This window comes from Micromonospora sp. CNZ296 (assembly GCF_007827635.1).
In genome coordinates, this window is the sequence record NZ_VISW01000047.1 from 1 (window position 1) to 11,350 (window position 11,350).

The 11,350-nt window shown below is 69.9% G+C and carries 11 protein-coding genes; 5 read left to right on the top strand and 6 right to left on the bottom strand.

The window, feature by feature from the left end:
* The coding region (locus FB455_RS33645; protein ID WP_222434159.1) for a hypothetical protein at positions 1-364 on the top strand (364 nt) is incomplete at its 5' end.
* Between the two features lie 120 nt (positions 365-484).
* On the opposite strand, the gene FB455_RS33650 is transcribed toward FB455_RS33645, so the two are convergent.
* Both FB455_RS33650 and FB455_RS33655 read right to left on the bottom strand, forming a co-directional pair.
* Positions 485-1,168: a 4'-phosphopantetheinyl transferase family protein gene (locus FB455_RS33650; protein WP_186461705.1), complete on the bottom strand. Its 684-nt coding sequence runs from the start codon at positions 1,166-1,168 to the stop codon at positions 485-487.
* 1,002 nt (positions 1,169-2,170) lie between these two features.
* Positions 2,171-3,361, bottom strand: a complete 1,191-nt coding sequence (locus tag FB455_RS33655; RefSeq protein ID WP_145755788.1) for an IS110 family RNA-guided transposase — start codon at positions 3,359-3,361, stop codon at positions 2,171-2,173.
* Between the two features lie 544 nt (positions 3,362-3,905).
* On the opposite strand from FB455_RS33655, the gene FB455_RS34500 reads away from it, so the two are divergent.
* On the top strand, positions 3,906-4,466 hold the full coding sequence (locus tag FB455_RS34500; protein ID WP_186466481.1) for a hypothetical protein: 561 nt from the start codon (positions 3,906-3,908) through the stop codon (positions 4,464-4,466).
* Between the two features lie 40 nt (positions 4,467-4,506).
* On the opposite strand, the gene FB455_RS33670 is transcribed toward FB455_RS34500, so the two are convergent.
* The 4 genes from FB455_RS33670 to FB455_RS33685 form a co-directional block, all read right to left on the bottom strand.
* A complete protein-coding gene (locus tag FB455_RS33670) occupies positions 4,507-5,352 on the bottom strand; it encodes a hypothetical protein (protein ID WP_145755790.1) in 846 nt (281 codons plus the stop codon).
* On the bottom strand, positions 5,349-5,930 hold the full coding sequence (locus tag FB455_RS33675; RefSeq protein ID WP_145755791.1) for an RNA polymerase sigma factor: 582 nt from the start codon (positions 5,928-5,930) through the stop codon (positions 5,349-5,351). Before FB455_RS33675 ends, FB455_RS33670 begins: the two co-directional genes overlap by 4 nt.
* 130 nt (positions 5,931-6,060) lie before the next feature.
* Positions 6,061-7,212, bottom strand: a complete 1,152-nt coding sequence (locus FB455_RS33680) for a hypothetical protein (protein ID WP_145755792.1) — start codon at positions 7,210-7,212, stop codon at positions 6,061-6,063.
* A 6-nt stretch (positions 7,213-7,218) separates the two neighbouring features.
* Positions 7,219-7,530 carry a hypothetical protein gene (locus FB455_RS33685; protein ID WP_334459781.1) on the bottom strand — a complete coding sequence of 104 codons (312 nt, stop codon included), beginning with the start codon at positions 7,528-7,530 and terminating at the stop codon, positions 7,219-7,221.
* Positions 7,531-7,591: 61 nt separating this feature from the next.
* Between FB455_RS33685 and FB455_RS33690 the strand changes: the two genes are divergently transcribed.
* The 3 genes from FB455_RS33690 to FB455_RS33700 all read left to right on the top strand — a co-directional run bounded on the left by FB455_RS33690 (position 7,592) and on the right by FB455_RS33700 (position 11,251).
* Positions 7,592-9,940, top strand: coding sequence for a DEAD/DEAH box helicase (locus tag FB455_RS33690; protein ID WP_128136117.1), 2,349 nt, complete (start codon positions 7,592-7,594; stop codon positions 9,938-9,940).
* 94 nt (positions 9,941-10,034) lie between these two features.
* Positions 10,035-10,601, top strand: coding sequence for a hypothetical protein (locus tag FB455_RS33695; RefSeq protein ID WP_091044878.1), 567 nt, complete (start codon positions 10,035-10,037; stop codon positions 10,599-10,601).
* A gap of 2 nt (positions 10,602-10,603) precedes the next feature.
* The gene (locus FB455_RS33700) at positions 10,604-11,251 is read left to right on the top strand and encodes a nucleotidyl transferase AbiEii/AbiGii toxin family protein (protein ID WP_047891456.1); all 648 of its coding nucleotides are present in this window, start codon (positions 10,604-10,606) and stop codon (positions 11,249-11,251) included.
* Positions 11,252-11,350 lie beyond the last annotated feature (99 nt).

Below are 11,350 nucleotides of genomic sequence, written 5' to 3' on the forward strand. Positions count from 1 at the left end.
CGGTTGGCTCGACACCACCGGACCTACCGAGGGCCTTCCCTCACCTCAACCCGACACGCCGCCACACCCCAAATCTCAAACACTCACTAAGAAGGAGGCTGGCGTGTGGCGTGACCAGGGTCTGAGAACCTCAGTGGCGATCGCCCTCATGATCGGTGGTGCCCTCGCGGTCGCACCGGCGACCGCCCATGCGCCCGTCTCCGCCGGTGCTGGGGATGTGTTCGCCGTGGATACCTGTGGTGCTTCCGGAATGACCGAGGTGCACGCGATGTCGCGGGCCGGCAACTTCCGCTCCTTCAGCCTGCATCCGGCTACCGACCTGGGCCCCGCCCGATCTGAACCGGTGGACGTTCGGCTTCGGTGAGTTCGACCCGGACAGGTTGAACGCGAACGTCTTCTCCAGCCCGACCAGCGTCGCCGGAGGGGAACTCCACGCGGATGATACTGGCAGTGGCACCGGTGTCGGGCAATACCACTTTGCTTGTCATGCATCGCCGGTACACCGACGGTCTTGACCGGTCACGACCACTGCGGTGAGTAGCAGCCCTCGGACGATCCGCCAACGGCCGGTCAACACGGACAGCGGGCCGACGGCGACGCTCTCCCCCGCTTGGTGCACGGTCGCGGTGAAGGTCTCGGCGACCGGGTCGAAGCGCAAACTGGCGTCCTCGAAGCCGATCCAGCGCCGCACCAGCGGATACCATGCCTTGTAGACGGACTCCTTGGCACTGAAGGTCAGCCGGTCCCAATGCACGTCGGGTCGGGCCGAGCGCAGGGCGGCGAGACCGGGCAGCTCGTCGGGACGGGCGATCAGGCGCAGGAGTCCGTCGGGAAGTGGCTCGTGCGGCTCGGCGTCGATGCCGATCGAGTCCAGCAGCGTGACCGGAGCCAGCGCCGCGCCCCGGTACCCTGTGCAATGCGTCATGCTGCCCGCGATGTCGGCCGGCCAGATCGGGGCCCGGTCGGGGCCGCTCGGCACGGCCACCGGCGGCAGTCCCAGTTGGGTGAGCGCAAGCCGGGCACAGTGCCGGACGGTGGCGTACTCCAGGCGACGCTCCGGCACCGCCCCTGCGACGGCTGCCGCCTCCTGCGGGTACGGACGCGCTTCGGGCGGGTCGCACAGGAACTCCGCGACAGCTACGCCCTCCGGCAGGATCTTCGCGAGCACAGCCGATTGTGGTTCACGCCCGGCCCAACCGTCGACCCGGATCCCCACGGGCTCCGCCGGGGCGCGTAAGGCGACGACTCGCTGGAGATCACGTCGGATGCGGAGACAGGTGCGGCCCACGAACTGCGCCGGGTCCCCGTTTTCCGCCAGCAGTCGGGCGCAACGTCGGAGAAGCCCAGCGGTGACGACCTGCGACAATGGCAAAAAGCGGAGAAGGCGTTGTTGTCGGGGTTGCCGGCGGCGACTCCGCACGTGGTGCCCGACCCGCGGCTGGTCACCGCGAACGCGGTTCGGCGCCTTTGGGCGTTGCTGGGTACTCTGTCCGCTGCCGCGAGGGCGCTGGCACCGGGCGGCTCGATGATCAGGACCGGCAGCGGCGATCAGTTGGGTGCAGGCAGATGACTCGCGCTCGGGGGCGTAACACCGCAAGCACGCATCGCGGCGGGCGTCTGCCCGGTGCGGCGCGTCCCGAGGTGCCCGAGTGCGTCGACACCCCGTCGGACCCCACCCGCCGACCCGGCAGCCACGTCGGCGGATAACCACGCCGCTGACGTTTCCCAACGCAACGACGCCGCCATCCATCGACGGCACGAAGCCGAGGCGGCCCTACGGAAGGGGTCGCCAGAAGCGAAAGCACGCACACAGGGGCCACAGCGCTTCTGCTGATCTTCAGCAAGCGACCACAGCTACGCCGCGCTGCGACCAGCACACCAAGAAAGAAAACGAAGAGCCGCAGATCATCGGCCTGCGGCCACAAGCGGAGCGTCGTTTTGGGAAACCGATGCTCTATCCCCTGAGCTACGAGGGCGCGAGGGCCTAGTCTAGCGACCTGGGGGTTCACCTGGGGTGGCAGGGAGTGGCCCACGTTCACCCACGTCACCCGGCCCCCTGTTCGCCCAGCCCAGGACCACACCCGGAGTCTCCATGTGACTCCGGTTGATCTTGGTGGGCAGGGTGGATCGGCCGGCGCGATGGGCTCGCGCCGGCGGGGAGCCGTCTGTTTCAAGCTGCCGCGCGGATCACCGGTGCCGGTCGAGCGAATGTCTTACGGTCGCGGATGAGTGCCCAGAGAACGTCAACGCGTCGTCGGGCGAGGGCGAGTATGGCTTGGCGGTGGTTCTTTCCTTCGGCGCGTTTCTTCTCGTAGTAGGCGCGTGAGGTGGGGCATTCGCGGGCGGCGGTGAAGGCGGCCATCCAGAGAATGTGTCGCAGCCTGCGGTGGTATCGGCGGGGCGGCCGATGGTTGCCGGAAATTGTTCCGGAGTCGCGGGAGACAGGTGCCAGGCCGGCGTGGGCGGCGAGTTTGGTAGGGCTGTCGTACTCGGTCATGCCGGCGGTGTGGACGAGCAGTTCGGCGGTGAGCAGGTTTCCCATTCCGGGCAGGCTCCCGATGATCGGCGTGAGGGGGTGCTGGTCGAGGTGTTCGGCGATGAGGTCGTCGACGGCGGCGATGCGTTGTTCGAGGGCGAGGATCTCGGTGGCCATCTGCCCGACGACCACGGCGGCGGCGCGTTGCCCTGGCAGGGTGACGGTTTGCTGGCGGGCGGCGGTGACCATCGCCTCGGCGACCTGGGTGGCGTTCTTGACGTGCCCGCGGCGGAGCAGGGCAGTGATGCGGTCGACGCCGGCGTGGCGGATCGCGGCCGGTGTCTGCCAACAGGCGAGGACCATCATCGGGGCCTTCCGGTTCAGGTCCACGGCCCGTTCGAGGGCGGGGCTGATGCCGGTGAGGAGTTCCTGCAGGCGGAACAGGGTGGCAACGCGCTGCCCGACGAGGTCCGAGCGGTAACCGGTCAGCACGGTCAGCTCGGCCAGGAGCCGGTCAGACGGTTCAAGGAGGGGGATGTCGGGGCGCATGCGGATGGTCTGAGCGACGACCACCGCGTCGCGGGCGTCGGTCTTGTTCTCCCCGGCGAACGCCGCGGCCATATGGAACGCGACCGTGCCAGAGACGTAGCGGACCTGGACCTGCCGGCGCCACAGCAGGGTCAGCAGCAGCGCCGACAGGCCAGTGGTGACGTCGACCGCCCAGCAGACCGGACGGCCGTGCGTCGACACCTCGGCCATGACCGTCAGGAGCGCGGTCTCGTCGTTGGCGACCCGGCGGGAGTAGACCAGCCGGCCGTCACCGTCGACGGCGGCGACATGGTGGTGCGTTTTGCCGATGTCCACGCCGATCCACAGCTTCGCCACCCTTGCGCTCCTTCGCTTGGTCGGGTTTCTCGGTCGGCCCGTCGTCTGTGGATTCGGAATTGCCGACACCTTCTCACGAGGCGAACGCAGGTCGCGGATCTCCATCAGCGGTCTACCGAATCTCGCAGACGACGAAGCGGCGGGTGGCATCTCCTACCGTGAGCCAAGCGATCTCGACGAAACACACGCAGCCATACCCACCGCTCCCGGGCATCAGGGTCTACGGCTGTCGGTGCCGCGCTCGTTCAACCCGGCCCGCCCGCGGAGCGAGAAGTGGGTGGCACCTCGAGGCTCAGCCACGATCACGGCGGAACACACTTCAGCCATACCCACCCCCGGCGCCGCGGGCGCGGCAACCCTGAGCCTGCCGCCGTCGCCGGCCGGCATCCCGGACACGATGTGCGGGACCTGCGCAGCATCAGCGCTCCACCGCGCGCAGGGCAGGCGTACGGCATCGTGGCCCACGACGGCTGGTTGCCGGCCGCCGCTCCGAGACCGGCCTGATTCCCACGCCAACCGCCGCCCCAGCGGCTTGAATAGCGGTGTGCAGGTCAGCAAGGACGGCCGGGACTGGCGCGTCGGCGCCACCGACGACGTGAGCTGGATCGCGGGTCACACCACTGCCGGCGTCTCGATCACCACCGCCATCCCGCCGGTCTTCGACGCCTACGCCACCACGTACCAGACCGACGACGTCACCGCCACCGCCTACGAGCACGCCCTCATCGCGCACCTCACCACGCACACGCCCGACCAGCCGTGGTGGCTGGCCTACCTCGACACCGGCGCCCACGACGTCGTCTTCCCCCACGCCCCGAGGGTGTTCCTCTACTGGAACTGGCCGTACGTGCTGGTCCAGGCCGGTCCCGAGCAAGCTCTCACCTGGCGGACCGGTGGTCACATGCGCCACGGCCGCGGAGCGCTACCCGACCTGTTCTTTCCCGCGGACCGGTCGTGGCTGGTCTCCGCGCTCTGGGACGACACCTGGACCTGCGTCGGCGGCCCGGCACCACTGATTCACACCCTGGAACGTGACCCGGTGGCCAACGCCCGCCAGGTCCGACCCGGCGAGGACGCGCTGCCGCCGGGGCTGACCCGTGAGTGACGACCCACGCCCCGGGGCAGCGGTCAGCCTCCGACGGCGGCTACCCTCGCCACTTCTCGGCGGGTCGGCAACCGCTGGTCGGTTTGCCGTAGATCGGCTTCCCGTCCGGACCCGCATAGCAGTGCGCCAGTTCGTCTTCGGCCTGGAACAGCGGGCGCCTGTCGATCTCCGTCCCGTGGGCGTCGTAGCTGACCAGTTCAGGGTCGTTGCCGGCCTTGAGTCGGGCATCGCTGGTCATCAGGCCGAACGCGCCTTCGGAAAGTCGTGCTGTGGTGGTGTGGCCGTCACCGTGGTCGAGCACGAGCCGGTGGACGCGGCTGCTGACCCGGCCGCTGACGCTGACGTCCCCGCCGTCGGCTTCGGTGGAGGTCAGCAGCAGCCGCTGCACCGGCCCGGGCAGCAGGTCACCGTGCGGCCACGGCTCAGTGGCGCCCCCGCCGGACTCCCGGGGTGTTCCCGCCCCTTCCACGTCGCAGGTGGCGTAGCCGACGTCGTTCATGAACAACACCAGCGCGCGGTCACCTCGCTCGGTAGCCACCGCCAGGTCGGCCAGGGACACCGGGACGGGTCGCTCACCCGGATTCTGCCGGGTCTGTCGTTGCGGGGAGTCCCACTGCAGGCACCGCTCCGCCGCTTCCTGCAGCGTCGGCGACAGCTCCCCGGGCCCCATGGCCAGCACCTGTACGGTCGAGCGGTCCGGCCGGTCCCACGCCACCGCCGCGGCCCCGGACGCCACGGCCAGCAGCGCCGCCACAGCCACGGCGATCCGCAGTCGTGGCGTACGCGCCGGAGGCGGGCTCACGAAGCCGAGAATCCGGGCCCGCATCGCGAGCGCCGCCTCCGGCGGCAGGTCCCGCTCCGCGGGCAGGTCGAGAATGTCGTTCACCGTTTCCCCTCCTGGATCTCCTGCGGCATCAAGCGGGCCAGGCGGCTGCGTGCACGACTCACCCTCGACCGCACCGCCACCTCGCTGATGCCCAACACGGCCGCCGCGTCCGGGTACGACACGCCGGACCACAGGCACAACGCCACCGCCTCCCGCTCGGCCGGCGGCAATCCGCGGACCACCGAGAGGACCTCAGCCATCCGCCGCTCGTCGTCCAGCCGCGCGGAAACCTCGTCCGCGAGGTCACCATCGGCGTACCGCTCCGCTGGTAGACGCCGTAGCAGCGCACGCCATCGGCGCCCCGATCGCCACTCGGAGCGGACCGCGTTCGTGGCGACGACCAGCAGCCACGGCAGCGCCGATCCGTCCACGAGTCGGGCGTCGTGCCGGCGGCGCCACGCGACGAGGAACGTCGCCTGAGTGACGTCCTCAGCCGTCGGCCACGACCCGGTCAGCCGGAACGCGTGGTTGTAGACCGGACGGGAGTATCGGTCAAAGGGCCGACCGAACGCCGCCTCGTCACCGGCGGTGATCGAGGACCACAGTTCCTCGTCCGACGGCCATACTTGATGCCTCACACCACACTATGGCCGCCCACGCCGTCCTTGTTGCAGGCCGACGGTCGACGTCTGAGGCCGTGGCGCCGGCGCGAGAACCGCAGCGCGTGCAGGCAATGATGGTCAGCTCACCCGGCGGCGAACCACGCCGTCAGGTGTCGAAGCCTGCGAGGTTGAGGCGTTCGAGCAGGCTGGGCTTGCGGGCGTGCGCCACCCGCAGCTCGGCCAGCCGGTGCTGGAACGACGAACTGTCCTCGTCGCGTTCGCCGAGGTCGCGCAGGTCGACGAGGAGTTGAACAGCGGTGTCGTACTCGCGGGCCTTCTTCGTGGCGATGAGTTCGTCGACTCGCTGCCAGGCGGCGGGTTGGTCGACTGCGAGGGTGTCGAGGTGCCGTTGCCGGGCGGCTGCTGCGGACCGTTCGCGGCGGATCCGGTCGCGTTCCCGCTGCTCGGCGTCCCGTCGTTCCCGCACGGCGCGCAGCTCCGCGGCGGTGGCGAGCAGTTGACCGGCAGTACGGGTGGCCGTCGGGGTGGACGCGTCGATGGGATGCGCGTCGCCGTAGCTGCGCAGTAGTCGGTTTCGTAGATGGCTGTCGCCGCCGGTGATCAGCTCGGCCAGGATGGCGTCCTTGTCCTGGGCGGGCAGCCCGACGACCCAGGTGCGTAGTTGCGCGGCGGTCGGTTCACCGCAGGCGTCCGGCGGCGATCCGGCCGCTGCGGCCGCGATCAGGTCGGGGTCGATGCGCAGGAACTCGGCGACGGCGGTGAGGGGCGCGTCGAGGGTGTCCAGCCCGGCGGGGACGGGCGGTTCGGGCTCGTCGTCGGTGATCTCCTCGGACTGTACGCAGCGCAGCCAGGCGAGGTAGAGCAGGCGCAGGTCGCCGGCGGCGAGGCTGGCCCGGACCGGGATGATCGAGGTGAGCAGGCCGTGGCCGTCGAGGTCCCACTCGTCCGCGCCGTCCTCGTCCTCGTCGTGGAGGTCGATGATGACATGCTTGCCGGCAGTCCACGCGGATGCGCTGTCGCCCTGGCAGTACCGGGCGACGGTGGCGGGGTCGAGCACTTGTTTCGGTAGCCGGAGCATGAGCTGGCGGGTGCCCCAGTTCGCCAGGTACAGGTGCGCGTCGAAGTACCGTTCCATCAGCTTGCGAGGGTCGCCCTTGAAGTCGCCCCACTCGTAGGTGTTGACGAAGCTGGTGGCAGTGATGTCGGCCCGTGTCGACAGCGACCGCAACTCGGCCCGCTCCCGGCCGGTGAGGGGACGGTCGACGGCGGTGAACTCGTAGTACTGGTACTCGCTCACCGTGGCCTACCTCCCGGCCCAGTGCCGGTAGGCATCGATCCACGCGGCACCGTCCGGCATAGGGGTGAGTAGCGGAAGGTCGAGAAGACCGACACGTTGCCGGTGGCGGCCTCGGGCGCAGACCGCGACGATGCTGTCCGCGGCCAGCTCGATCTTGCCTATGGTGACCTCGACGCCGAGGACGGTGGTGGTGAACGGCACCGCCAGATGCTCCTCGATCATGGCGAACAGGCCGGCACGCTCGTCCTCGTGACCGTCCGTGTCGACGGTGGCTTCCTCGATCATCGCCTCCAACGCGGCGGTCCCCTTCGATGCCATCGGCGGAGGATAGCGGACCGGTGTCGAGGTGTTCGGAGCCTGATACGCGAGGATGGTCGGCATGGGTTCGGTGGCCGAGTCCGTCGATCTTCGGCGGGAGGTGGAGCGGTTACGGGCGGAGAACGCCCGGCTGGCGCGTCTGCTGGAGCTGCGCGGCCAGGACACGACTGCGGCGCCGGAGCAGTTGTCCGCTCCGGTTGAGCCGCCAGGGCTGGTCACCATGGCTTCGCCGACTCGGGACAAGCTGGCGCTGTTCGCCGACCGGTTCCGGGCCCGGGCCGACGTGTACGCCGTGCGGTGGGACAACGCCCGTACCGGCGCTGCCGGGTGGATGCCCGCGGTCGCGGGCGGTTGGCGTAAGGGTATGGACCGGCGGGGTGCCACCTACCTGCCCCGCACGACGGAGGTCGTCGCGGCGCATCTGGTCGGCGACGTGTTCATGGGCCTGTACCCGCTGATGCCCGGCAACACCTGCCACTTCGTCGTGGCCGACTTCGACGGGCCGACGGCGATGCTCGACGCCCTCGCGTACGTGAAGGCGGCACGGGCCAGCGCGGTGCCCGCCGCGTTGGAGATCTCCCAGTCGGGCCGCGGCGCCCACGTGTGGGTCTTCTTCACCGGCGCTGTTCCCGCGGCCACCGCGCGGTCCCTCGGCACCGTCCTTCTCCGTGAGGCGATGGTGCTGCGCGGGTCGATGGACCTCCGCTCGTACGACCGGCTGTTCCCCAACCAGGACGTGCTGCCCGAGGGTGGCTTCGGCAACCTCATCGCCGCGCCGCTTCAGGGTCGCCGCCGCAAGGACGGACTGACCACCTTCCTCGACCTCGGCACCCTCGAGCCGTACGCCGACCAGTGGGCGTTCCTGTCGACGCTGGATCGGCTCAGCCCTGGCGACGCCGAACACGTCGCCCGGCAGGCCAAGCACGCCCTCACCGGCGCGGACGTCGCGACGATGAGCCGGTCCACCGCGACCCAGGTCCACCCTCCGCTCCCTGCGGTGGTCCACGCGGAGGCCGGTGCCGGGCTGAGCATCGACGCCAGGCAGCTCACGCCCGCCGCGCTGGCGACGTTCAAGCACGCCGCCGCCATGACCAACCCGAAGTTCTACGAGCTGCAGCGGCTACGTAAGTCCACCTGGGACACCCCACGCTTCATCCAGGGCTACGACCTCACCCTCGATGACCGCCTGGTCCTCCCCAGGGGCCTGCGGCACACCATCGCCACGATCGTCGAGCGCGCCGGGTCACGGCTGGCCGTCACGGACGTACGAAACTCCGGGACCGAGATCGACGCCGCGTTCACCGCCGAACTCACCAGCAGGCAAGCCAACGCGGTCGGCGCTCTGCTCGCCCACGACGACGGGATCCTGGTCGCTCCACCCGGCTCCGGCAAGACCGTCATGGCCTGCGCCGTGATCGCCGAACGCAGCACCTCCACCCTGGTTCTCGTCGACCGCAAAGCCCTAGCCGACCAGTGGCGCACCCGCGTCGAGCAGTTCCTCAGCATCAAGCCCGGTCAACTCGGTGGCGGCCGACGCAAGCTCACCGGCACCGTGGACATCGCGCTGCTGCCCTCCCTCGCCCGGCGCGACGACGTCGCCACCCTGACCCAGGGGTACGGGCACGTCATCGTCGACGAATGCCACCACCTCGGCGCCGCAGCCTACGAGCACTCGGTCAAACGAGTCGCTGCGCAGTTCTGGCTCGGCCTCACCGCCACCCCCACCCGACGCGACGGCCTCGGCCAACTCGTCACCTGGCAACTCGGACCCGTCCGCCACACCCTGACCGACGAGGAACAAGGCACCCTCGCGGCCGCGATGCACACCGACGCCGGACCCCGTCGAGCGCTGTTCATCCACGAGACCACATTCCAACCCGGCGACGTCGACCTGGACGCGCCCGGCGCGCTCGCCGAGGTGCACCGAAGGCTGGCCCTCGACGAGCCCCGCAACACCCAGATCGCCGACGATGTCGCCGCGGCCCTGACCCGCGGTCGCAACTGTCTCGTGCTGACCCGCCGGGTCGCCCAGGTCGAGGCACTCACCGCCCTACTCGCCGCACGCGGACATCAGGCGCTTGTGCTCCAAGGCGCGATGAGCACCCGCGAACGGCGGGCCATCGTTGACCGGCTCGACGGCGCCAAGGCCGGCGACGGCCTCCTTGTCGTCGGCACCACACCGTTCATCGGTGAAGGCTTCGACGCCCCCGCCCTCGACACCCTCTTCCTCGCCGGCCCGATCTCCTACGACGGCCTACTCGTCCAATGCGCCGGCCGCGTTATCCGCGCCGCGCCCGGCAAGGACCTCGCCGAGGTCCACGACTACCACGACCCGGCCACACCAATCCTCGCCGCCTCACTCCCACGCCGCATGCCCGGATACCGGGCCCTCGGCTTCACCAGAACATGAGCGCATCAATCGCGATCATCATGACTGGTCCGCCGGCTACAGAGCTACGACGTAAGCCAAGCGCGCTGGGCCTAGCCTGGTAGGCTTACGGGCCATGGGCCGGTTCTCCGAGGATGAGCTGCAGGCGGTCGTCTCCCGGTATGAGGCGACGCGGGCCGCCGCGCTGACCGAGCGGGACGAGCAGCTGCGGGCGTTCCACGCCGCCGGCTGGCGGCCGGTGGATCTGCAACGGGTCACCGGGTACAGCCGGGAGACGATCCGCCAGGCGCTACGACCGGAAGTCCGGCGGGCGACCAATCTCAGCCGACGCAGGACGTCACCCCAGCCGCCGGCGGACTACCGGCCCTACGGCGACCGGAAGCCCTACGTGGTGGCCGCGACTCTCGCCGATCTGCATGGCCCGACCGCGGGCACGGTGACGCTTCCGCGTCATCTCGACTGGTCCGGGCACGCCGAGTACGACCTCAACCGGCCCGCACGCCTGGCCAGCATGTACAAGGTGGTCCTCACCGAAGCCAGTACCGTCGAGGATCTGAACACCTGGCTCGACGCCGACCTCCTCCGGCAGCTCTGGCCCACCCTCTGGCTGCCGCCCCAGCTTCGCCAGCGCTGGGAGGACGCCTTCCCCGAACTCGCCGCGACCCGCAGCAACGCGGCATAGCGGTGGACCCGTTCCACGAACGCCTCGCCCGTACCGGGCTCGCGGCTGCCAATCGATACGGCTTCGCACTGGCCGGCGGTTACGCGGTGCAGGCGGCCGGGCTGCTGGAGCGGCCCAGTGAGGACGTCGACCTGTTCACCGCTTGGGACCGCCGCGACGAGTTCACCGCCGCGGTCACCGCCGTCGTGCACGCCTACCGGAACGACGGCCTCACCGTCGAGACCGAGCGGCAATACGACACGTTCGCCCGGCTGGCCGTCACCGACGGCACCCGGGTTTCCAAGGTCGAACTCGGCGTGGACTGGCGCGCCAACGAACCAATCCTCATGGCGATCGGACCCGTCCTCCACCCTGACGACGCGGTAGCGAACAAGATGAGCGCCCTCTACGGGCGAGCGTTCGCCCGGGACTTCATCGACATCGACGCCACCCTGCGGTCAGGCCGCTACACCCGCGAAGCCCTCCTCACCCTCGCGCAGCGCGCCGACCGCGGCTTCGACCCGCGCATCTTCGCCGACGCCCTCGGACAAGCCGCCCAGCTCGACTCCGACGACTTCACCCAGTACGGCATCACCGGCCCAGCGCTGGACGATCTCCGTAGCCGATTCGCGGAGTGGCGCCGCGACCTGCTCGACGGCGAGGAAGGGTGACTCGTGTCGACGACGGCTTGAGACTGACCCTCTGTCGGCGGATTGGGATTGACCCCCTTCCGTAAGTCTGGAGGGGTGATCAAGTTGGAGGAGTGGGCT

Coding starts and splice junctions, on each gene's coding strand:
- FB455_RS33690 (WP_128136117.1), top strand. CDS start 7,592: ATGGGTTCGGTGGCCGAGTCCGTCGATCTTCGGCGGGAGGTGGAGCGG.
- FB455_RS33685 (WP_334459781.1), bottom strand. CDS start 7,530: ATGGCATCGAAGGGGACCGCCGCGTTGGAGGCGATGATCGAGGAAGCC.
- FB455_RS33695 (WP_091044878.1), top strand. CDS start 10,035: ATGGGCCGGTTCTCCGAGGATGAGCTGCAGGCGGTCGTCTCCCGGTAT.